Consider the following 22,384-nt stretch of genomic DNA (forward strand, 5'->3'; position numbering starts at 1 on the left):
AGATAACATGAAATTATTCAAAGCGACCATCACCGCGGCACTCGGACTTATACTTGCTTTTCCGTCCGCTGCGAATACCAAAACTACTACGCCCAATCTTGAGGCAATCAATGACCGAGGAACACTACGAGTGGGTATGTCGACCTTCGTTCCTTGGGCAATGCGCAACAAACAAGGCGAGCTGATCGGTTTTGAAATTGATGTTGCCAAACGACTGGCGGCAGATGCCGGCTGGAAGGTTGAATTTGTTCCTACCGCTTGGGATGGCATCATTCCGGCCCTGCTGGCGAAAAAGTTTGACGTGATTATAGGTGGAATGTCGATCACTCCTGAACGTTCGAAAAGTGTTCTTTTTTCTTTACCCTATTCACATTCTGGTGTTCAAGTCGCGGCAAGCAAAGAACTCGTTGAAGGGTTTAGCAAATTATCAGATTTCGACTCCCGCCGAGTGAAAATTGCGGCTCGCCGTGGTGCATATACGGTACAAATTGCTCGTGAAACATTCCCGAAAGCAAAAATACTTCAGTTTGATGATGAGTCTCAAGCCTTTCAAGAAGTGCTCAATGGCAATGCACATGCGGTCATTGCTTCAAGTCCGAAACCAGAGCATGAAGCCATCAAACACGCAAACAAGCTATTTTTGCCATTTGACCAACGCCTATCGCAAGGTAATGAAGCGTTTGCCGTTCGTCTTGATGAACAAGATAAAAAAGCATTTTTCGACCAGTGGATCGAACAACGCACAGAAGATGGCTGGCTAAAAGAGCGCTATGAATATTGGTTCTCTACCTTAGATTGGCAGAATCAAATCGCACAAAGTCAGTAGCCTTCTTCACACACGAAAGCTTCTAGCAACACCAGTGCCAAGCAAGTTATTTAGGATTAGATAGTGGCAGAGAAAAACCCAACGCATCGTATTAACAGCAACACCAATACGAACAATAGTGTAAAGCGATTTGTCCCATTAGACGCGTTGCTATTACTGCTATGTGCAATATTTGCCTTATGGCTTTACTACCGTTCATCTGCGGGAGTGAACTACATCTGGCATTGGGGCGACGCTCTGTCATTACTATTCACACCCAGAGCGGATGGTAGCTTACCCTACTTTTTCCAAGGTTTGTTCTCGACACTGCGCCTCAGCATTTGGGGGATCAGCTTTGCTTTAATTGTGGGAACACTACTCGGGCTAGCCAAATTCTCATCATCGGCTTGGTTAAACAGACCTGCCAATGTGTTTATTCAACTCGTCCGCAATATTCCGCCATTAGTATTTGTGTTCATTTTCTATTTCTTCATCTCCAATCAATTGATCCCATTGCTGGGTTTAGATGGTGTACTACGAAACTACCCCGCCCAGACTAACGCAGTTCAGCAGATGCTGTTTGGTCCTTCAAACCTCTGGGAAAATCTACTCTCCGGTGTTTTATGTGTTGGCTTATTATCTTCGGCTTATGTTGCAGAGGTTGTTCGCGCAGGCTTGCAAAGTATTGATACCGGTCAGTGGGAAGCAGCAGATTCGTTAGGAATGTCGGCTTGGGTTAAGTACCGCTATGTTATTGCACCGCAAGTACTTAAATCCATTACACCGGCACTCGCTGGGCAAACAATTTCTTTGGTAAAAGATACCTCTATCGTCTCACTGATTTCAATCCAAGAGATGACTTTCGTCGGGACAGAGATTGCCAACTCTTCGGGCTATATTTTTGAAATTTGGCTTATTATTGGCTTGGTTTACTTTGTAATCTGTTTTGGACTCTCTACGTTTTTCCGTTCTCTCGAAAAGCGCCATAAAGGATGATCTTTTAAACAAAATCCACTCAACCTTGTCTAGTTAAGCCGTAAATAGTGTCAGATTTTGATCTTTGCCACACTCAAAGTGTCTATTTATTGAGCAGTCAGCAAAATCCCTTCTTATAATTTAGTAGTATCAGATTTTCATACAGAAAGTAACGCATGAAAAATGAGCTTCACTGCGTTAACACTAGAGGGATTGACCATGAAACGGGATGTTTTTGGTATTTGCCTATCAAAAAGTATGTTGTCTCAAAACCTTTCAAGCACTTTCACTCATGTCCGTGCTTATTCTCGATCTGAGCTAATTGAGGACGCGCAAGTGCGCCATGCCTACCCACAAATTTCGGGGCAAGATCTACTGAATAATATGCAAACGGATAAGAGCTTATTCTGGCGAGCTGAATATGTTTGTCGAATAGGAAAATGAGAAGCGAACCGACACCCCTTCTCATTATCCTCAAACCAAAGTCCCACCAAGCAAAAAGGGAGCTTGCCGCTCCCTTTTGAAGTTTTAAGACCTTTATTAGTCCAATATTATCTATGCTAACTAACCTGTGGCTTACTCACTTTGCGCAGTTGTGTCAGGTACTTTATCCAACCTTTTGACTGCTTACTTGGGGTAATATTATTGGCTTTTTTCGCTTGTATAAGCGCCTGCTCAAGCTGGTTTAACTTATAGTAAGCTCGTGTCTTTGCCAATGCGACTTGCTCTTGTCGACCTTTCACTTTATCTAAAACGCCTAGCGCTTGTTGATATTGACCTTGCTGCACCATCAGTTGCGCTACATTCCAGTGGTATTTCTCATTATATTTCGCGGCAAGTTGCCACTGCACTAATGCCTCATCCCACTCGCGAGCATGTTGCCAATAGCTGGCTTGAGCGACGATAAGTTGAATATCACTGCGTGCTTGATCAAGCTCACTCAATTCAATCGCCGCACGTTCCGGAATGCCTTGTTGGGCATAAAGTTGCGCAAGTAACCGGCGATCTTGTTGCGAGAGTCTAATTCCTTGCTGTTTCGCCAAAGCTAACGTTGATAACGCCCCCTTGTTATCATTGACTTGCATCTGCAAACTCGCCAATTGTCTCCACCAACTGACCTTTTCTGGTTGCAATACAATCAGCTTCTCTAAAGTCGGAATCGCATCTTTCCAGCGCTTAAGCTGTAATTGCGCCCCCAGTTTAAGTGAAAGCGGCTGTAACTCATCTTTAGATTGAAAACGGCGATACTTGTCAACGGCAGGAATCACACGTTTCCACTCACTGACTTGATAATGAGCCTGTGCAATACGTAGCCAAATTTCGTCAGCTTTTTGTGTTTCTGGTACTTGTTTCGCAAGGTGATAGTAGTGTGGTAAGGACTGACTGAATTGCTGATCATTTAGTAATAAGTCAGCCAACATTTTTTGCGTTGTCCAAGCTTGCTCATCTTGTAGCTGTTTCGAGTTAACCGCGGCTTTCAACTGCTTGATCGACGATTTAACCTGACCATCTTGCCAATAAAAGACGCCTAACATACGAGCCACAAATGCTTTGTCATAGGCGCGCGATGTGTCAATTGCCTTTAACGCTGTGATGGCTTGTTTTAGTTGTTCCTCTTGCGCCATTTGGTTAGCTTTTTGCACTCGAACCGCCGTGTACTGGCTTAACTCCGCGGCAATCGAGTGAGCGGAGCACAAGCTAAGTAAACTAAGCAATAATATACGTATCATCATTTTGCCAACTTAAACTCCAAGCGAACGGTTTGCCCTAGTTGCGCTAACGCGTCGCCATTTTCCACTTTTGGTTGATATTTCCATTTGCGTAGCGCACGTATCGCTTCTTTTTCAAACATACGCCTCGGATTGGCATCCACCACTTCAATGTTCATTGGTCTTCCGGTTGGATCGATAGTAAATCGCAGCACAACAAAACCTTCTGCACCTCGTCTTAGCGCTTTGGCAGGGTAACGTGGCTCTACTCGATACAATGGCATCGCTTGCTGGTTGACGCCAAAATCACCAAAACTCGGCGCACTGATCGCCAGCCCATCGATTGCAGTGTCTAAGCCAAGCGAAGGCTGCATTGACAACGGCGACACTGCCGACGCTTTCGCTTTCGCCTGAGAAAGTGGCATCTGCTCTGGCACTTCAGGTGGTTTAGGCTGCTGAGGCACCGAACGTTGACGACGCTGAACGTCTTGTTCGTTCTCCATCATAACCATATTGAAGCTCACTGCAGCACTTGGCTCAACAGCACGACGATGTCCGCCGTCTACCATCCATGCCATAAAGCTAAACAAAGCAAGTGCTATTGCCGCAGCAATGGGAAGCGAGAGTAAGATCCGTAGCACTATCTTTTCTCCGCTGCCAAAGCGATATTTTTAACACCTGCGCCTTTGGCGGCATCCATTACTTTCACGACCGTGCCGCTGTATGCATGCTCGTCAGCCTGAATAACCAGCGATGCTTCCGGTTTATCGAGCAACAAGTGCTCCAATGTTGCCTGAACGCGCTCGACATCCACCACTCGCTTATCAATATAAATATCGTTTGCCGAGGTGATAGCGACGAAAATGCCCGCATCTTTTTGACTGACAACATTTGAAGCTTGTGGGCGATTAACTTCTACCCCTGATTCGCGTACAAACGAACTGGTAACAATAAAGAAGATCAGCATGATAAATACTATATCAAGCATCGAAGTTAGGTCGATTTGCGCCTCTTCTTGTTTATGCTGGCGTCTACCGAGTCTCATCGCTGACTCCTTAACGATTTTTCTAATTTAAACTCTCGAAGTTGGCATGCTTTAGCTAACCGTGCGTGCACGAACATTCCAGCCAACGCGGCGACCATTCCAGCCATGGTAGGCAATGTCGCCAATGAAATGCCTGATGCCATTAATTTCGGGTTGCTACTGCCTTGGTTGGCCATCACATCAAAAACGGTGATCATACCCGTTACAGTGCCCAGTAAACCCAGCATTGGGCAAATCGCCACAAGCACCTTAATCATATTGAGATTTTGATAAAGCGCCATGTGCGCTTGGGCAATCCAGCTCTCTCGAATCGATAATGCATACCACGAATGCTGCTCTGTACGTGCATGCCATTGGCTGATCCATGCTGAACGCATCTTAGGAAATTGAATAAGGAGAAATATGACACGCTCAATAATCAATACCCAGCAGACAAGAACCACAAGACCTAACCACCAAAGTACCTGACCGCCCTGCTCCATAAAACTTTGCAGTGACAGCAACCAGTGACTCGACTGAAGGCTCTCGGGCAACCATGAGAAGGAAAATAGAGAAGACATTACGCCGCATTCCCTACCGCTTGTGGCTCTGAAAGTTTGCTCAAACTGGCTCTCTCTGCTTGTTCTGCAACTAAGCCGATACCCTGCTTTTCAAGGATATTACGAATATTCTCAGCCTGTGAACTTAAGATGTTATGCGCCAATAGTAGTGGCATGGCAGCAACCAAACCTAATACCGTTGTCACCAGTGCCATCGATATACCACCAGCCATCACTTTCGGATCGCCATTACCAAATTGAGTGATCACTTGGAAGGTTTCGATCATACCGGTTACAGTTCCTAACAAACCCAGCATCGGTGCAAGTGCAGCAAGCAACTTCAACATGGATAAACCACGCTCAAGATTGGTCTGTTCATCAACCACCGCTTCAAGTAAACGCAGTTCTAAAGCTTCTAAGCTGCGGTTTTGCTCTTTGCTATATACCGCAAGAATACGACCTAATGGGTTATTGCCAGGCTCACTTGGTTTTTTAAGTTGAGCTCGAATTTTCTGCCGTGTCGTGGCTAAACTCGCACCGCGAACCAATGCAATCACACCGCCAATCGCCAAAAGACCAAGGATGATTTTACCAATCACCCCACCCGCTTGTAGGCGGTCCATCACACTAGGTGTTAGCGCAAGTTGCTCTAACATCACACCACGTGAAGGATCAACTATGACATTGGAAACCTCACCTTGTGTCATTGAAACAAGCGAGTCTAGCGTTGGGGCATTGTCAGGTTGCTTCACATACGCCGTTGCTTCCTGTCGGTCTCCACTCCAAGCTAGATAGCCTTGCTTTCCGACTAAAGCGATAGAGCCTAGACGCAACGCATCCACTTCGGCTTTCTTGCCTTCTCCATCAATAAATGGGATTTGAACACTTGCCACTTTACTGCTTGCGGAGATTTGCTCATCCATTGCTTGCCAAAGAGCCGTTAACTGCGGCATGGAAGGAAGCGCGGTCGCCGCGATAATTTGGTCAATTTGAGCATTGTAAGATTGAGCATCCGCTCCGGTTACCGAGTACTTAAGCTCACTTTGTAGCTCTTTCGCATTTTGGCGAACAACACCAAAAACTTCACCCAAACTGCCTGTTTCTAAACGAAGCTGTTCTTCTAGGCGAGCCAGCGTATCTTCATTTTGGCTGAACATCTCCGCTAATTTGTCATTGTTGGCTTGAAGCTGTTGACGCTTTGCTATCAATTGCGCCTTAAGCGTTTTTAGCTCTTTTTCTGTCGCTTTAAAGCCGGATTCACGCACTTGGTTGTGCTGCGTTTGTTGCGCGCTCTCTTGGCGAGCTTCAGCGACAAAATCAGCAGAAGCAAACGTAGGTATAGTAAGTGCGGTAACCGCAAGAATGGTGGTGACAAATTTACACTTCATATTATTTCACCTCCGCGATAAGAGACACAGGCAAGGTGATTAAACTTGGTGCCGTTTGCTTAGCTGCAACACCGTATGCTTTATCAAGTTCGGGTTTCATCGAACCATCAATATCAACCCACGTATTGTTCTTTTTGTCCCAAGACCAGTATTTACTGCCGTTTAAACTTCTCGCAACCAATGCGATACGACCAAGGTGTAGAATATCGGTCTCGCGCTCTTCGCCCGCCACTAGGATTTGACCTTGGTATAGCCCCAGCTTGATGCCGTAATCCATTTCGATTTGGTACGCTTCTAAGATTCGGCGGTATTTTTCAGCATCACTAATATCGGCACGAGTCATTAATGCCTCTAGCTTCTCAATACGCGCTTGGCGCTGCTCAAGCTTAATTGGCGCGTCTTGTTCTACGATATTTTTAAGACCATCAACCATTTGATACATTAATGGCACAACGCCTTGGCGCGTGATTTTTATCTGTTGTATCTGGCCATCAATGCTTGCCATTTCTTCATTTTGACTCGCGACTAGCGCAGTTAAATGCGTTTGATATACCTGCAAATTCTTCACTTCCTCTTGAAGTTGCTCAATCTCTGCTTGCAACAATAAAGAGGAATCTGCGCTGTTATTAATGCGCTTTTGGCTCACAGCGGACGCTGAATTAGTTTTATTTTGAATGGATTGTGCATCATTCAAATTTGAAGCTAAAGCTGGCGCTACCATTGTGGAAAGTAAAATGGCTAAACTGGTTTTTAATCGGTTCATAATCGTAGTCGGTTACCTCAGGCTATCGATATTTTGCTTTTAGCAATTCTCAATGAGGTTTTATTAGTGTCCAAATTTTTGTTGATAAATATTATCATTAACAATTAGCAACGCATAGTAACGATTTTTTCTGTCTTTTCCAACGAATACAGGGGAAGGGCTCCCTTCCCCTAAAATAATTCGATGTAATTCTAATATTTTACTTGAAGTGTCGCCATGTAGTTACGACCTTCGCCAATCACAACATCTTCTGCAAACTGGTGTTTAGACGATGTTGTCCCGCCCCCCGCTAAGTAGTCCGTATCAAATACATTTTCAACAGCAAATCGAGCAATTAATTCTAAGTTCTCATCATATTGATGGGTATAGGCAACACCCATATCAACACGGGTATAGCCATCCTTCTTGAAGGTGTTCTCTGCGTTGCCATATCGAGAGCCTTCATAGATTAAACCTACATTTAAATCTAACTCATTGGTTGCCGCGTAAGTTGACCAAACGCTTGCTGCAAACTCTGGCACATCGACAGGACGATTTCCGGAGAATGTCTCATGCTTTTTGATCTCCGCATCTAGATACATCGCAGAAGCTGTCATTGAGAACTGCTCAGTTAAGTAACCCTGTACACTAAGCTCCGCACCATTATGTACTTTCTCACCAGATTGCGTTCTGTTCACCAATGTCTTGCTTGCATCATTTGGATCCGCACCTAAATCCACATCTAACTTGATATCTTGTTGAGTGATGTTAAACACCGCGCCGGAAACAAAAAGTTGCTCATCAAGCAATTCCCACTTTGTTCCAATTTCATAAGATACACCTTTGGCTGCATCTAGAATCTCACCGTCATTCACGTATGTCGTTTTACTGTCAGACATCACTTTACCTTGCGGCTCAAAACTTTCTGCGTAAGAGAAATACACGCTGCCATTCTCAGCAGGGTGATAAATCACGCCTAACTTTGGTGACACACTCTCTTCGGCAACACCTTCTTCCACTTTACGGTCAAAACGCACACCTGCGATGACTTGCCATTGGTCATTGAGCGTGACCATATCTTGTAGATAAAAACCCCAGGTATCGTATCGGCTTGAACGGTTAAAGGAATTGCCGCTATATTGTGGATTGCCGACTGAATCCCCAGGAGCCACTTCTTGAGAAATAAACGATTCTTGTGCACGTAGATAACGGTAACCTAGCCAGTTTGCTCCGATAAGCATTTGGTGATTCATACCAGCAATATCAGTATCGGCAATGAAGTCCATGTAAGCTGTTTTAAAGCGCCACTCATCATTGCGGTGGTTGCCGCCCTGCGTCACGGTACCGGAACCATCGAGCGCGATATTAGCGAAGCTTGGGTAGCTTTCGATATCAACACGAGAGAAATCTTGATAGTTATACCCCACTCGCATAGACCACACATCATTTAAAGACGCATCAACATCAAAACCAAGGTTTTCAACATCATTTTCAATTTCGGACCACTGAGCATCCCAAATATGATTCTTACTTCCAACTCGTTGACCATCTAATGTGTAGAGCGCTCCAGAATCAACACTACCGTGATCATTGGTTTTATCGTAGTGCACCGAAACGGTGACATCGTCACTTAAATCATATTCGACAAATAAGCCTGCTACTAAGCGATCCGTTTGCGGTGATGAGCCATCACCATATTCACGCCAAGAACTGTAGCTTTCTTTTGAAATCACTGTACGGGCACGCAGTGTCTCTGCTTCATTCAATGCACCACTCACATCAACCATGGTGCGTGAGTGATCATCAGATCCAATATCTTGGCTAACGCTAATCTGAGTATCATTGCTCGGTTTCTTGCTCACCATATTAATGAGACCACCTGGCGCTGATGCGCCATAAAGCAAACCAGAAGGACCTTTTACTACTTCCACTTGCTCTAGTAATTCTACTGGTTGGCGATAATGCGACCAATGCTGATTACCATCTTTTAGGAATCCTGTTGAGCTGTTTACTTCAAAACCACGTAACGAAAAACGCTCGCGGTTACGCCCTGTTCCGCCAGCGCTCACACTAGCGTCGTTTTGCAAAACCTCACCTAAGGTACTTGCACGCTGCTCATCAATAATTTGTTCACCAATAACCGCAACTTGCCCAGGAGTTTCTAACTGAGTCGCTTCCATTCGCATTGCCGTTGAGTTGGTTTCGGCTTTATAGCCATACTCTCGGCCTTCCACGACCATATGCTCATCTGTTTTTACACTCTCTGCCATTGCAGGAGTAGCTAGTACTGCGCCTATCACTAGCGCTAGCTTACTCTTAGTAAACATCTTCTTCTCCGAATTTATATGCAGTCTTACCAAAGCTGCTTGTCATTTTCGAAGCGGAATATAAGTGATAATCAGTATCATTAGCATTGAATTTACATTCTTTGCATTCGCACTGTTAAAACAAAAACACGCTGATCAGCGTGCTTTAGAAATTGGAAATAGCAACTCGATATGTAAACCACCATTTTTCCGGTTTCGTACTCGTACCTTGCCTTTCATTAAATCCATCGACTGCTTAACAATCGCGAGCCCAAGACCATAGCCACCAGCTTTCTTATCACGCGAAGATTCGATGCGCGTAAACGGTTGGAAAATATCTTCAAGCTTATTCTCTGCGATCCCTTTTCCATTATCTTGCACTGCAATTGCTATGTATTTATGCTCACCCTCCGTTAGAGCATGAATAAACACATCAATAGCGACCTCTTCACCAGCGTATTTGATCGAGTTGGAAAGTAAATTGCGTACGCATCGTACTACGAGTCGTTCATCTGCAATAACCTGTTTGGTATCATCACTCGCCCAAAAACTCAGTTTTTGATTCCCACCAATATCCAGTTGGCTCTGCTCCACCTGCGAACGGGTATAACTTTCTAAACACACTGGTTTTAGGCTTACTTCGTAGCGTGCATTTTCCAGCTGACTGTAAGTCAAAATTTCCGCCACTAGGTTATCCATCTCTTCAACTTCACGCTCAACACGTTCAACAAGTGCTATGTCCTGATCGGACACTTTATGCTTGAGCAGATGGAGTGCAAGATTTTGCCTTGCTAACGGCGTACGCAGCTCATGGGAAACATCACGGATAAGGCGCTTTTGCTTCTCAGCTAAAGCATGAATCTGCCGACTCATCTCATCAAAATCTTGAGCCAGTTCATTGAACTCAATGGTTTGCGACTGAAGCTCTGCAACCACACTGCCGCTGAACTCACCTTGAGCCAACCTATGACTCGCCTCTTTAAGTCTATTAAGCGGTTGTTGCAACTTACGCGCCAGTATCAACGAAAACAGGGTCAAGATAACTAAGGCTATGACCACTTTGCTCACATTAAGATAATTGAGAAAACGATGAGCTGGGTGCAATTGACTGGGTAATTGAATCACCAAGGTACTCTGCTTGCTCAAAGGAATACCAATGAGCGGTTTATTGACTCGCTCCCCCATATTACCGCCCAGCTGGCGCAAAAACTTAAGCTTAAACTCAAAATGAGGATGCATATCCCGGTGAGTGATCGGCTGGTTATTCTTATTGAGGACAAACAGGTAAAACGGTTGAGCATTTTCCCAATCAGCCAACTCATCCATATCGCCATCTTCGATCAATACATTTGCTTGATAGGCTAAATTACGCATCTGCTCTTTCACTGGCTCAGGCAGTACCAAGAGCGTTCGGATCAGTGCTTGTTCTGTGGCAGATTGAAGCAACAAAATGCATAACACCACAGCTGACATATAGCTAAAAATCTCAAATGCCAAACTGTGTTTATGTTTTTTGAAATTAGAAAGAAATGTAGAACAATTCAAAGCACTATTCTCTGACACTAGAAACAAAGCTATAGCCTTTGCCTCGAACAGTTTTGATATGCTGCTTAGACAAACCCGCCTCTACTAACTTTCGGCGTAAGTTACTAATATGCATGTCTAAGTTTCGGTCAAATGGACTGAGTTCTTTTTTCAGCACTTCGATCTGCAATTGGGCTTTTGATATCACCACACCTTCATTACGGATGAGGTAATTGAGTAAGTCAGCTTCCGTGCCGGTAAACGGCAAGCCCGAAATCGCCTCACCAAAGCTATCTTCTGCTAATGCATTATTTTGACGCTGCTTTTCTAGACCAACCCGACGGAAGATTGCCTTAATACGAGTAAGTAACTCAGGGACTTTAAATGGCTTAACGACATATTGATCGGCACCCGCTTGATACCCATCAAGCATTGATGACTCATCATTTAGTGCAGTGAGCATCAAAATGGGGGTGGCAAAACGTTGGCAAATGCGGCGAGCCACTTGTAACCCACTTAACTGAGGAAGCATCACATCCAGTAACACCAAATCTACGGAATGTTTTTCTATGTAATTCAGAGCTGCCTCACCGCAGTGAACGCAAGTTACTTGATACCCCTCTAATTCCAGAACTTCAGAGATGAGCTGGCAGAGTTCGATATCATCATCAACCACTAAAATTTTCGACATCTTTATTCGCAATAAACAACAAGGAATGCGATTCTAAATCGCAACTATTATCAGTACAAGCCCGTTTGTTAAATTACTCCTTTCCAGTTGATTGCGACAGAATAAAACAAAAACCCGACAATTGCCGGGTTTCTGTTTTATTCTCACTTTGAATGTCAATTCGCTGAATTATTGCGTTCGTTTTATCCGCATACGCTGCATCATCACAACCCCAACAAACAACAATAATGCAGGTATCCACATCCACTCTTTACGAAAACGCTCTACTGGAATTCTGACATCAACTATTTGCTGGTCGAACTGAAGACCAACTGCCTCTGCTGGGCTAGCAAAACTAACGACATCAATCAATGTCTGCTCGCCTTGCTGATAAGTTGCAATACCCAATGCGTCAAGCCTATCTTGACCACTACTACCATGCGGAACTTCGAATAACACCGAGAAATCTCGCATTTTACCGACACTATCTTCCCCACTAATTCGCATTCTAAGCACACTACCCTGCTCTAACGATTCTAGAGTTTGTGCTAGCTGTGCAGGATTACTCGATTGATAAGGTTCAATGACTTGATCTACCCAGTAGCCCGGTCGGAACAGAGTAAAGGCGACCAACAGTAACAATATCCCTTCATACCATTTGTTACGGGTTAGAAACCAACCTTGTGTCGCGGCGGCAAATATCAACATAGCAATGGTCGATACAATAAAAATGGCAATCCCATGCGCCCAATCGACATCAATCAACAGTAAATCGGTATTAAAGATAAATAGAAATGGCAGCGCGGCAGTGCGTAAGCTGTAATAAAAGGCGGTTATGCCGGTCTTTATTGGGTCGCCTTTCGACACCGCGGCAGCCGCAAATGAAGCCAGACCAACCGGAGGGGTCACATCGGCCATAATACCGAAATAGAACACGAACAGATGCACAGCGACTAACGGTACGATCAAACCATGTTGCTCACCAAGTGTCACAATAACTGGAGCTAGCAAGCTCGACACAACAATGTAGTTAGCTGTCGTTGGTAAACCCATGCCCAAAATCAAGCTCAATACTGCTGTCAGAAGAAGCATCAGTACCAAGTTGCCCATCGAGAGCATTTCCACCAAATCCGCTAACACCAAACCAACACCGGTTTGAGAAACTGCACCAACAATAATACCCGCCGTCGCTGTTGCGATGCCGATACCGATCATGTTGCGCGCACCCGCGACTAGACCTTCACGTAGGTCGATTACACCATCTTGAATGTTGCCATAATCGTGCCTGCCATCTTTTCGTAGCCAATTAAGTAGTGGACGCTGGGTCAACAGAATGATGACCAAAATCACCGTTCCCCAAAATGCTGAGAGACCCGGCGACAAACGTTCAACCATCAAACACCAGACCAATACCACCACTGGCAGCAAATAGTGCAATCCAGAGAGTAACACTTGTCGAGTCTCGGGTAATTGGTCAAGAGGCTTATCTGGGTTTTCTTGCGCCAAAGGTTCATTACTTGCGGCGATTTTTAATAACCCTATATAAACCAGCGCTAACAACACTGCGACACCTTGCAGGGTGTAATCACCGAGTATGGGCTTGAGCCAACTTAAACCGTAATAGACCAACAAGGAAATGCCGCTCACTAGAGCAACACCAAAAGCAAAGCCCGTTAAACGTAATAACCATGGTTTGGATTGCACGGTTTCCAGAGGCTGCATACCGAGTTTAAGCGCCTCTAAATGAACGATATAAAGCAGTGCGATGTATGATATTGCCGCCGGTAAAAAAGCATGCTTGATGATTTCAACGTAAGGAATACCGACATACTCCACCATTAAAAATGCGGCAGCCCCCATCACCGGTGGCATAATTTGCCCATTAACCGACGATGCCACCTCTACAGCGCCAGCTTTCTCTGCGCTAAAGCCTACTTTCCGCATCATTGGAATAGTAAACGTACCTGTAGTGACTACGTTAGCGATCGATGAACCTGAAATTAGACCGGTTAAACCCGAAGCAACCACAGCCGCTTTTGCTGGTCCCCCTCTAAGGTGCCCTAACAAACTAAACGCCAGCTGAATAAAGTAGTGTCCTGCTCCCGCTCGTTCTAGTAATGCGCCAAAAAGAACAAACAAAAACACAAAGCTAGTTGAAACCCCTAGCGCAATGCCGAACACCCCTTCGGTGGTGATCCACTGGTGGTTTGCCAAAGCTTCAAGTTGAACACCACGGTGCGACAACAGACCTGGCATCCATGGTCCTGCAAGGCTATAGCCAACAAATGCCAGTGCGATCAATGGTAACGCTGGACCTAGCACACGGCGCGCCGCCTCTAGTAGTAGCGGTAAACCAATCAATGCAGTGGTAAAGTCGCCAATGGTTAAAATGCCCGGACGAGTAGCCAATTGTTCATACAGCACAAACAAATAGAGGGATGACGCGCAAGCAACCAAACCCAGAATCATGTCTGTCGCTGGCACTCTATCTCTTGGAGAACGCTTAAACGCTGGAAAAACTAAAAAGGCTAATAACAACGCAAAACCTAAATGGATTGCTCTTGTCTCTGTATCATTCATCACGCCAAAACCGATAATAAAAGGTAACGGTGATGCAATCCAAAGTTGAAATAGTGACCAAAATAATGCCAGTAGCGCAATGGATTTCTCCATCACCCCACCAGGTAGACGAGCGCCAACATCCTGAGCGATCAACTCTTCAGCCGACGTCGGAGCTGCAGTTGCAGACATCGGTTTGTCCATAATAATTCTCGAAATTAAAAATCAAACCCTACTCAAGGAACCCATGTAAGGCTTAGAAGAAAAGGAAAACATAGAACTTTAGAAAGCACGCGTCACCGTGCTTTGCCATTCAACTTTCTCATCCAGTATTATCATTCGAACAGATGAGAGGTGCTGTTTTATAAAAGCTTACAGCCAACCGCGTTCTTTGTAATAACGAACCGCGCCTTCATGTAGGGGTGCCGATAGCCCCACTTCAATCATTTCACTCTGTTGGAGATCTTTAAAGGCAGGGTGAAGACGCTTAAAACGGTCAATGTTATCGAACACTGACTTTACTAACTGATAGACCAACTCTGGATCGGTATCAGCCGTGGTAGACAACACCGCTTTACCACCGATTGAAGGTGTGTCGTCTGGATTACCTCGATACATTCCTCCCGGAATCACCGCTTTAGTAAAGTAGGCTTTGTCTGCGAGCAACTGGTCAATTTCAGGTCCTGTTACAGCAACCAGTACCGCGTCTGTCGTGGTTGATGCTTCTTGAATTGCACCATTAGGGTGACCGACAAAATAACTCATAGCATCAATGTTATTATCACTCATCGCTGATGCTTGTTCAGCTGGCTTTAAATCTGAAACTAAGCTAAATACTGATGGTTCCCAACCCTTAACCTTCATTATTTGCTCAAAGGTATCTCGCTGCCCTGAGCCCGGATTACCAATATTGACCCGCTTACCTTGCAAATCATCAAGGTGAGCAACATTGGCATCTTTGCGCGCAAGAATCGTGAAGACTTCGCTTTGCAAAGAGAAAACCGCACGAATGTTTTCCATCGGTTGGCTATTTTGGAATGGAGCTACCCCTACGAGTGCTTTGTATTGGTGATCTGACTGCATGATGCCGAAATTATATTCACCACTACGTAAACCATTCACGTTAGCAACACCACCACCACTTGCTGGCGCGTTGCACTTAATACTATGTTCATCAGCACCACGATTTACAAATCGACAGATTGATTGCCCAGCAACGTAATAGACTCCGGTTTGTCCCCCTGTTCCTATAGTGATAAATTTATCCGAAGCAACTACATTCTCACTCAATGAGATACCACCAAATGCTAGAGCACACATTGAGACTAGCGTTAATCCTTTCATGACCAATTCCCTTATAAAATGCCACTGCCGTTCTATGCGCAGCAAAGTCAATATCCACAATCTGTGTTAGAAACCAACACGCGCGCAATACCTTGCAATAAAAAGCCATTTAACCAATGCACTAACAAATACCAGCAACAACACTTGAATAAATATGCCGATATATTTTTTATGTTGATTAAAACTATTTCAAATTTAATGTCAGCGCTTAAAAAAATTAACACAGACACCAACAAAGTGATAAACAGCAAAATAACAACATTTCTCACAATATAAGAATGACTAAAAAATTAGCATTTTAGAAAATACTAAAATGACAGGGTGAATTTTCGATAACCTCATGTTTTGGCGGGGCATTTCGAACAGAAGCGCTCTCCATTGCCGGATGTTGATCAAAGGCTATTTCTCAAGCTATCTACGTAGCACGCTAAAACGCATAGAGCTCGTGAAGTGATTAAATGAACCTTTCGCTGTACAGCAATGGTGAATTTTGCGATACCTTGCAGCTCAAGTTGAAGCTAAAATAGCGTTAATAAAAATATAATAAGAGGAAGAGCAATGGCACTCACCATTGTGGGACATCGCGGAGTCGCCGGGTTATACCCGGAAAATACACTCGTCAGTGTTCAAGCAGCCATCAAGATGGGACTGAGTTGGATTGAAGTCGACATTCAACCGACCAAAGATAAACAACTTGTCGTTTGCCATGACCATACTATCGATCGCTGTAGTAATGGCTTCGGACGCGTTGACCAATACACGCTAGAAGAGCTTCAACAATTCGATTTTGGTGGCTGGTTCGCACCTCAATTTAGCTTTCAACCGATAATGAGCTTGTCACAACTGCTTGAGCTAATTGCACCACTGGATATTGGTTTAAACATCGAAGTAAAAATTGATACTGACCGATATACAGAAGTAGTGAGCGAATTGAAAACACAGTTAGAACGCCACCACATAGCAAAAAGTAGAATCCTTATCTCAAGCTTTGACCACGCCACCTTACGAGAAGTGCACCGTGCAAAACTGAACTACCCCATCGCGGTTCTAAGTGAAAAACTGGATAAAAAAGCGTGGCAACTATTGGAAGAAATCGATGCTGTGGCGTGTAACTTAAACGCCAAACACACAAATAGCCATCAAATAGCAAAGCTACAAAAGTCAGGCTATCAGGTGTGGTGTTTTACCGTGAACAACCCAAATCAGTTAAGAGATTTACAGCATGTAGACGCTATTTTTAGTGACTATCCTCAACGCTTTCTCACCACACCTAACAGTAAAACTACTGTATAAAGCCTAAACCATACTGTACACAACCAGAGTAAAGCCTTGCCAAAGCTCTGGTTCCCCCCGCTGCCTTCCCAAAATAAATACCTTTAAATATCATAAGGTTAATAATCACACATCTATTCAACACGTCAAATACGCTTAATATTCACACAAAGTACTTGACCATTACTGATAAAATAACTACTGTATAACCATACAGCATGTATAAAAGGACAGTAATCATGATTTATTCACAAACTCAAAGTCGCACTTTCTCTAAGTACAATGTTTTGGCTCAACCAACTCAGCCAATGAATATTAACGACACTGTGTTGAATCGTCTTGCCGGTCTTTCTATGCAAAAACAATGGATCTTTTTTACCGCGGAGTGTCCACGCCCAGATTACTCGCAGTTTGCTGCATCAAATGTTAGCTGCCAAAAAATTATCCAACTTAAATCGTCTAACTCACAGTCAGAGCTTGAAATCGTCATCAAAGCGATCAAATCAGGTAATGCTAGTGCAGTCGTTGCCACGACTCAGATTGACTGTGTAAACCAATCATTACTACATGAACTTGCAATAAGCCATGGCTGCGAAGTATTTTTTGTTGAAGGCAGAGCGAATCAGTTCCATTAATAAGTTCAACAGAATCCAGCACTGTCTTTTGCCCCTTTTTGATTAAGGGGCTTTCTTTTTTCTTCTCGACTCCACCGGACACCCATTGTGTTTTTTAAATTTTCAATCATCACAAGCACGCCTCATAAAAAATACGCAAACGTTTGCTTTTTATCTGGAAGCCAATCTCAATTCTGGTATGATGCTTTCAAATCGCACTACTCATTTTTATGTAAACGATAGGAATGTCTCATGAGTCTCGCAGATCAAGTCCTCGCCGTTAACGACGATCTCCCTATTCGCACCAATAAACCCGTTCATAGTGGCAAAGTTCGTTCCGTTTATTGGCTAACCGAAGAAGACAGCCAACGTCTAATCAAGGAAAAAGGTTACGACGTTGCGCCAAATGCCCCGCTCGCTATCATGGTGATCAGCGATCGTATTTCAGCCTTCGATTGTATTTGGCATGGTGAAGGCGGTTTAAAAGGCGTCCCTGGTAAAGGCGCAGCACTGAATGCTATCTCCAATCACTGGTTTGATTTATTTAAGAAAAATGGTCTAGCAGATAGCCATATTCTTGATATCCCTCACCCATTGGTTTGGATTGTGCAAAAAGCCAAACCAATCATGATCGAAGCTATCTGCCGTAAGTACATCACAGGTTCTATGTGGCGCGCATATAGCAAGGGCGAGCGTGACTTCTGTGGTATTGAGCTTCCTGAAGGTTTAGAAAAAGATAAGCAACTGCCTGATCTGCTAATGACACCTTCAACCAAAGGCATTCTAAAAGGCATTCCAGGGGTACCTGAAGCCGATGATGTAAACATTAGTCGCAGCAACATTGAAGAAAACTACGCAGCATTTAACTTTTCTTCAGCAGATGATATTGCTGTGTACGAAACCTTACTTAAACAAGGCTTCAATGTGATCAGCAACGCGCTAGCTGACGTCGATCAAATCTTTGTCGATACTAAGTTCGAGTTTGGTTACGTTACAGATGCTTCTGGTCGTGAAAAACTGATCTACATGGATGAAGTGGGCACACCTGATTCATCTCGAATTTGGGATCAACAAGCTTACCTGCAAGGTAGTATCGTAGAGAATTCGAAAGAAGGTTTCCGTCAGTTCTTGCTCAACCATTTCCCTGACCCTGACATTCTGTTGAATAAAGAGCGCATGCCAGAGCGTGAAGCCTTAGCGCGCGATAATGCACTTCCGTTAGATGCACTTATGAGCGTATCTAATACTTATACTGCAATCGCCGAGAAAGTGACTGGTCGTCCGATCACACTGAGTGACAATCCAAAACAAGAGATCATTGATATTCTTGGTGCTCACTATGGCTTGATTGACTAACCACTCGCGAATAGAAATGTAAAAAACGCTCAGGTAGTTGGGCGTTTTTTATTTTACGCCAATGAAATTGATCGACAATTTACCAGTAAGAGATACTATCGCTTACTGCACCAATTTATCGAACCGATCGCCATGGATTTTCTCGCTCTTTCCCGCATTAGCTTAAAGCACTTAACCGTTTTGCATGTGATGCTGAGCACGCACAGTGTTACACAAACAGCGAATACACTTTGTGTGACGGCGTCCAGCGTAAGCAAAACCATTAGCCAACTGCGTGAGCAACTCAATGATGAGCTTTTCTATCGTGATGGCTCACAATTGGTTCCCACTCCTTTTGCTTTAGGCATTGCACCGCAGATACACAAAATTCTCGCCAGTATGAACGGTATTCTTCATCAAGGGGATTTCAAACCTGATAGCTTCACCGGTTCTGTTTCACTCTCGATGCGCGAAAGTACATTTGAATTATTCGCGACCAAGATTAGCCAGATCTGTGCAAAGCTACCCACTGCCAATCAAATTAAGGTGTACGCCAAAGAACAGATGAGTTTTGATGCGCTTATTCGTGGGCAAGTGGACTTTATGCTACTCCCCCATGACATCAGCCAACCACCAACAAAAAGCCGTGAACTGGTCTGGGAACAAATTTTAAGTGATGAGATGGTGTGCTTAATGAATCCACAGCACCCATTAGTGGATCAAGATCTGACAATTAAAGCGTACTTGAGCTATCAACACATCGGCATTCATGACAAAGATTTGTCTGAACCTTATTTTGAGCAAAATCTGAAACAACAACATGGCAGCCGTAATGTGGCGATTTCCGTTGCGGATTTTGGTTCGGCGGCGGTGTTATGCCATCAATCTAACTACTTGCTCACCTGTTCAAAAATGTGGGCAAATCAGGCATTGCAGGCACACGGCTTGGTACAAAAACCATTGCCATTTGAATATGGCAAAGTCGCGTACAGTTTAGTATGGAATGAGGCGAGTCTTAACGATCCCGCCCTTCAATGGCTCTATTCACAGTTAATTTCTGGTAACAACAGCAATTAATCGCACTAGAGGTAAACGCTAGGAAGCACGATGGAATTGGTAATTTTCCCACTAAGTGATTGATGAAATTCTTCTATTTGTCGCTCTGTACATTTCGACCAATTCAGTGCTTCACCCACCACGCCATGATGTTGAAAAGCATTTAAACGTACAATTACGCTTGTCGGTAAGCGGTTAATCAAAGTTGCGATCGCATCAACCTCGTCATCAAGATCACTCTTACCTGGGATGTGCAGTAAGCGCAGCTCATAGAGCTTATCTTGTGCTGCCAACAACCGTATAGACTCAATCACACGGTGATTGTCTCGCCCCACCAACCATTGATGCGTTTCATTTTGCCAAGACTTTAGATCGATCATCGCCCCATCTAAATAGGGTAATACCCTTTGCCAACCACTTTCGGCTAAATAACCATTGCTGTCGATAAAGCAGCTCAAGTGGTTTAGTTCAGCATCCGATTTAATCGCTTTAAACAGGTCAACAATAAACGGCAACTGCAGCGTAGCTTCCCCGCCGGAGACGGTAACACCGCTTAAAAATAGGTGCTGCTTGCGGATCAACGCCATCACATCACTAACCGTGTAATGACGGACTTTAGGGCTCGAGCTTTTAGGGCAAGTGTCCAAGCATTGGTCGCACTGAGTACAAAGACTTTCATCCCATACAACCTTCTGCTGCTGATTGATCGACAGAGCTTGAGCCGGGCAACCAGCCACACAATCACCGCAATGATCACAGTGATTGATGGTATGTGGGTTGTGACAACTGATGCAGTTGAAGTTACAACCTTGCAAGAAAATGACCAGGCGATTGCCTGGTCCATCAACACAAGAGAAGTTTAGAATTCGGCTTATAATTGCACGCTTTTCAGAAACAACACTCATCATCACTACTTATACGTTGGAGCCATTTCCAAACTGACTACACGCGGTGCACGCTCAAGAATACCCGTATTTTCTGCAGCACCCGCGCCCAAGAAGGTGGTATTAGTCCGTGAACCTTGCTCGGCAAATTTCGCAATATCAGACAGCTTCACCATGTAGCCAGTCACTCGAATCAAATCGTTTGATGCAACATTGGCAGAAAACTCACGATAACCTAAGCCCAGCGCACCTTTACAAAGGTTAAACATTGCTTGTGGATTCGATTTCACTGTTTCATCAATGGTAAGAATGTCACTAATACCCGACTTGTAGTATTGGTGATGACCAGCAGTCGCTTGAACATAAGTCACTGGATCAGGTTCCGTTCCGTAAGGAATACGTACACCCGGAGTGACTGCTTCATCGATATTGATGCCACCCTGAGCATGCAACAAAGAGCGACCTTCCAAACCGTATTTCACTGGCGAACTTTCTACAATCTCAGCCAACTTAGCTGAAATGACATGACCAAGTTCATTCGCTTCAGCAGCATGACCGTATTGTGCAGAGTTACCCTCTTTCTCCAGCAGGATATGTACCGCTTCAGCCATACCATAAATACCAAACATTGGCGCAAAACGGGACTCTTCAAGCAGTCCTTCTTGAGTCAAAAAGCCTTTAAAGAAATTTGATTGCTCATGAAGATGGCTACTACGTGCATCAATGAGGTTGATCATCAATGCGCTGTAATGTGGCAACACATTATTGAGGAAATCTTGCGTATTCTCTGCTTTGCTCGCAACTTGCTTTAAGTTCATACGAACTAATGTGTTTGCGCCACCAGCTAGAGGCAATGAGTTATAGCAACTGACGATACCAAACTTTTTGTCGCCATAGCTTTGCGCATGAACTGGGTAGTTAGCAATATGTGGCTTGCTGCATTCACAAATATTAGTCGTCGCTTGCAGTAACAAATCGTCCGGTGTGATTGCAGGGTCGTACATAAAGGTTAAGTTAGGTGCGATCTGCTTTAGCTCAGCATCTACTTTTAAAATTGTACGACAAATGATGTTGTCTTGCGGACCAATATTCACATGCATAAAGGCATCCGGCAATGTGCGGTCCAGCATGATCCAGAAGCGTTTTAGTTTGGTGTAAATCTCTTGTTCAGAGAGCTCACCAACATATGGCATTAACACATCATCAAGTTGACCTAGGTAAACTGGGATATTGGTAACGGAAGGAACATGATGATAAATGATCGTTAGTAGATTCAATGCATCATCAAAATCTTGCGCGGATTCAAGCTCTAAATATTCTGAACCTTGTTGTAAGAATTTCGCGTAGTCAGGCAGAACATAACGAGGCTTAAAAGGGGCGTGACCTTCAAACATGTCACACAGCATGCCCTCTTCCATCGCTTGTCTCACCTCGTCCGAAATTGGCATATATGGCAAGTTTGCTTCGGCTTCCGACGCTAGAAATTGACATTTCTGCTTTGGGTTCAGATTGGCATCGGTCACGATATCGTGAATACGCTGTTGGAATGTATCGAGAGAGTTGGACATGGTGTAATTCCTTATTATTTTTAAGGATTTTATGTTGCTTTATCGATGT

The 22,384-nt window shown here is 44.2% G+C and carries 20 protein-coding genes; 7 read left to right on the top strand and 13 right to left on the bottom strand.

The features are described from left to right. Nucleotides 1-7 precede the first annotated feature (7 nt). From H2O73_RS14510 to H2O73_RS22135, 3 genes are all read left to right on the top strand, one after another. Nucleotides 8-826: a transporter substrate-binding domain-containing protein gene (locus tag H2O73_RS14510; RefSeq protein WP_182109580.1), complete on the top strand. Its 819-nt coding sequence runs from the start codon at nt 8-10 to the stop codon at nt 824-826. Between the two features lie 90 nt (nt 827-916). After that, nucleotides 917-1,801 (top strand): amino acid ABC transporter permease, encoded by an 885-nt coding sequence (locus H2O73_RS14515; protein ID WP_368737167.1) that lies wholly within the window; start codon nt 917-919, stop codon nt 1,799-1,801. Between the two features lie 198 nt (nt 1,802-1,999). After that, complete coding sequence (locus H2O73_RS22135) at nt 2,000-2,224, top strand: hypothetical protein (RefSeq protein ID WP_182109582.1); 225 nt, start codon at nt 2,000-2,002, stop codon at nt 2,222-2,224. 116 nt (nt 2,225-2,340) lie between these two features. On the opposite strand, the gene H2O73_RS14525 is transcribed toward H2O73_RS22135, so the two are convergent. From H2O73_RS14525 to H2O73_RS14575, 11 genes are all read right to left on the bottom strand, one after another. After that, nucleotides 2,341-3,513 (bottom strand): tetratricopeptide repeat protein, encoded by a 1,173-nt coding sequence (locus H2O73_RS14525; RefSeq protein WP_182109583.1) that lies wholly within the window; start codon nt 3,511-3,513, stop codon nt 2,341-2,343. Then, complete coding sequence (locus H2O73_RS14530; protein ID WP_182109584.1) at nt 3,510-4,130, bottom strand: energy transducer TonB; 621 nt, start codon at nt 4,128-4,130, stop codon at nt 3,510-3,512. Before H2O73_RS14530 ends, H2O73_RS14525 begins: the two co-directional genes overlap by 4 nt. Beyond that, nucleotides 4,130-4,534 carry an ExbD/TolR family protein gene (locus tag H2O73_RS14535; RefSeq protein ID WP_182109585.1) on the bottom strand — a complete coding sequence of 135 codons (405 nt, stop codon included), beginning with the start codon at nt 4,532-4,534 and terminating at the stop codon, nt 4,130-4,132. Before H2O73_RS14535 ends, H2O73_RS14530 begins: the two co-directional genes overlap by 1 nt. Beyond that, nucleotides 4,531-5,094 (bottom strand): MotA/TolQ/ExbB proton channel family protein, encoded by a 564-nt coding sequence (locus tag H2O73_RS14540; RefSeq protein WP_182109586.1) that lies wholly within the window; start codon nt 5,092-5,094, stop codon nt 4,531-4,533. The genes H2O73_RS14535 and H2O73_RS14540 overlap by 4 nt, the downstream gene beginning before the upstream one ends. Next, nucleotides 5,094-6,461 (bottom strand): MotA/TolQ/ExbB proton channel family protein, encoded by a 1,368-nt coding sequence (locus tag H2O73_RS14545; RefSeq protein ID WP_182109587.1) that lies wholly within the window; start codon nt 6,459-6,461, stop codon nt 5,094-5,096. Before H2O73_RS14545 ends, H2O73_RS14540 begins: the two co-directional genes overlap by 1 nt. Before the next feature lies 1 nt (nt 6,462). Then, a complete protein-coding gene (locus tag H2O73_RS14550; protein ID WP_182109588.1) occupies nt 6,463-7,224 on the bottom strand; it encodes a DUF3450 domain-containing protein in 762 nt (253 codons plus the stop codon). 191 nt (nt 7,225-7,415) lie between these two features. Beyond that, nucleotides 7,416-9,530, bottom strand: a complete 2,115-nt coding sequence (locus H2O73_RS14555) for a TonB-dependent siderophore receptor (protein WP_182109589.1) — start codon at nt 9,528-9,530, stop codon at nt 7,416-7,418. Nucleotides 9,531-9,665: 135 nt separating this feature from the next. After that, nucleotides 9,666-10,982: a sensor histidine kinase gene (locus H2O73_RS14560; protein ID WP_182109590.1), complete on the bottom strand. Its 1,317-nt coding sequence runs from the start codon at nt 10,980-10,982 to the stop codon at nt 9,666-9,668. 76 nt (nt 10,983-11,058) lie between these two features. After that, a complete protein-coding gene (locus H2O73_RS14565) occupies nt 11,059-11,724 on the bottom strand; it encodes a response regulator transcription factor (RefSeq protein ID WP_182109591.1) in 666 nt (221 codons plus the stop codon). 168 nt (nt 11,725-11,892) lie between these two features. Further along, nucleotides 11,893-14,454, bottom strand: coding sequence for a TRAP transporter permease (locus tag H2O73_RS14570; RefSeq protein ID WP_438696068.1), 2,562 nt, complete (start codon nt 14,452-14,454; stop codon nt 11,893-11,895). A gap of 180 nt (nt 14,455-14,634) precedes the next feature. Beyond that, nucleotides 14,635-15,606 carry a TAXI family TRAP transporter solute-binding subunit gene (locus H2O73_RS14575; protein ID WP_182109593.1) on the bottom strand — a complete coding sequence of 324 codons (972 nt, stop codon included), beginning with the start codon at nt 15,604-15,606 and terminating at the stop codon, nt 14,635-14,637. Between the two features lie 558 nt (nt 15,607-16,164). Here H2O73_RS14575 and H2O73_RS14580 point away from each other — a divergent pair. The 4 genes from H2O73_RS14580 to H2O73_RS14595 all read left to right on the top strand — a co-directional run bounded on the left by H2O73_RS14580 (nt 16,165) and on the right by H2O73_RS14595 (nt 19,904). Beyond that, nucleotides 16,165-16,899 (top strand): glycerophosphodiester phosphodiesterase family protein, encoded by a 735-nt coding sequence (locus H2O73_RS14580; protein ID WP_182109594.1) that lies wholly within the window; start codon nt 16,165-16,167, stop codon nt 16,897-16,899. A 218-nt stretch (nt 16,900-17,117) separates the two neighbouring features. Continuing rightward, a complete protein-coding gene (locus H2O73_RS14585; RefSeq protein ID WP_182109595.1) occupies nt 17,118-17,513 on the top strand; it encodes a SulA-like leucine-rich domain-containing protein in 396 nt (131 codons plus the stop codon). A gap of 231 nt (nt 17,514-17,744) precedes the next feature. Beyond that, entirely contained in the window at nt 17,745-18,848 is a 1,104-nt protein-coding gene (locus H2O73_RS14590; protein WP_182109596.1) for a phosphoribosylaminoimidazolesuccinocarboxamide synthase, read from the top strand. Nucleotides 18,849-18,980: 132 nt separating this feature from the next. After that, on the top strand, nt 18,981-19,904 hold the full coding sequence (locus tag H2O73_RS14595; protein ID WP_182109597.1) for a LysR family transcriptional regulator: 924 nt from the start codon (nt 18,981-18,983) through the stop codon (nt 19,902-19,904). A 5-nt stretch (nt 19,905-19,909) separates the two neighbouring features. Here the strand turns inward: H2O73_RS14595 and H2O73_RS14600 are convergent, their stop codons facing one another. Beyond that, nucleotides 19,910-20,788, bottom strand: coding sequence for a YjjW family glycine radical enzyme activase (locus tag H2O73_RS14600; protein WP_182109598.1), 879 nt, complete (start codon nt 20,786-20,788; stop codon nt 19,910-19,912). Nucleotides 20,789-20,793: 5 nt separating this feature from the next. Next, the gene (locus H2O73_RS14605) at nt 20,794-22,335 is read right to left on the bottom strand and encodes a YjjI family glycine radical enzyme (RefSeq protein ID WP_182109599.1); all 1,542 of its coding nucleotides are present in this window, start codon (nt 22,333-22,335) and stop codon (nt 20,794-20,796) included. Nucleotides 22,336-22,384: the final 49 nt, after the last annotated feature.

This window comes from Vibrio marinisediminis, from assembly GCF_014050145.1.
Classification (GTDB): Bacteria; Pseudomonadota; Gammaproteobacteria; order Enterobacterales; family Vibrionaceae; genus Vibrio; species Vibrio marinisediminis.

What these genes read in the sequence shown, in the direction of transcription:
- H2O73_RS14510 (WP_182109580.1), top strand. Translation starts at nt 8, where the DNA reads ATGAAATTATTCAAAGCGACCATCACCGCGGCACTCGGACTTATACTT.
- H2O73_RS22135 (WP_182109582.1), top strand. Translation starts at nt 2,000, where the DNA reads ATGAAACGGGATGTTTTTGGTATTTGCCTATCAAAAAGTATGTTGTCT.
- H2O73_RS14525 (WP_182109583.1), bottom strand. Translation starts at nt 3,513, where the DNA reads ATGATGATACGTATATTATTGCTTAGTTTACTTAGCTTGTGCTCCGCT.
- H2O73_RS14535 (WP_182109585.1), bottom strand. Translation starts at nt 4,534, where the DNA reads ATGAGACTCGGTAGACGCCAGCATAAACAAGAAGAGGCGCAAATCGAC.
- H2O73_RS14540 (WP_182109586.1), bottom strand. Translation starts at nt 5,094, where the DNA reads ATGTCTTCTCTATTTTCCTTCTCATGGTTGCCCGAGAGCCTTCAGTCG.
- H2O73_RS14545 (WP_182109587.1), bottom strand. Translation starts at nt 6,461, where the DNA reads ATGAAGTGTAAATTTGTCACCACCATTCTTGCGGTTACCGCACTTACT.
- H2O73_RS14550 (WP_182109588.1), bottom strand. Translation starts at nt 7,224, where the DNA reads ATGAACCGATTAAAAACCAGTTTAGCCATTTTACTTTCCACAATGGTA.
- H2O73_RS14555 (WP_182109589.1), bottom strand. Translation starts at nt 9,530, where the DNA reads ATGTTTACTAAGAGTAAGCTAGCGCTAGTGATAGGCGCAGTACTAGCT.
- H2O73_RS14560 (WP_182109590.1), bottom strand. Translation starts at nt 10,982, where the DNA reads ATGTCAGCTGTGGTGTTATGCATTTTGTTGCTTCAATCTGCCACAGAA.
- H2O73_RS14565 (WP_182109591.1), bottom strand. Translation starts at nt 11,724, where the DNA reads ATGTCGAAAATTTTAGTGGTTGATGATGATATCGAACTCTGCCAGCTC.
- H2O73_RS14570 (WP_438696068.1), bottom strand. Translation starts at nt 14,454, where the DNA reads ATGTCTGCAACTGCAGCTCCGACGTCGGCTGAAGAGTTGATCGCTCAG.
- H2O73_RS14575 (WP_182109593.1), bottom strand. Translation starts at nt 15,606, where the DNA reads ATGAAAGGATTAACGCTAGTCTCAATGTGTGCTCTAGCATTTGGTGGT.
- H2O73_RS14580 (WP_182109594.1), top strand. Translation starts at nt 16,165, where the DNA reads ATGGCACTCACCATTGTGGGACATCGCGGAGTCGCCGGGTTATACCCG.
- H2O73_RS14585 (WP_182109595.1), top strand. Translation starts at nt 17,118, where the DNA reads ATGATTTATTCACAAACTCAAAGTCGCACTTTCTCTAAGTACAATGTT.
- H2O73_RS14590 (WP_182109596.1), top strand. Translation starts at nt 17,745, where the DNA reads ATGAGTCTCGCAGATCAAGTCCTCGCCGTTAACGACGATCTCCCTATT.
- H2O73_RS14595 (WP_182109597.1), top strand. Translation starts at nt 18,981, where the DNA reads ATGGATTTTCTCGCTCTTTCCCGCATTAGCTTAAAGCACTTAACCGTT.
- H2O73_RS14600 (WP_182109598.1), bottom strand. Translation starts at nt 20,788, where the DNA reads ATGAGTGTTGTTTCTGAAAAGCGTGCAATTATAAGCCGAATTCTAAAC.
- H2O73_RS14605 (WP_182109599.1), bottom strand. Translation starts at nt 22,335, where the DNA reads ATGTCCAACTCTCTCGATACATTCCAACAGCGTATTCACGATATCGTG.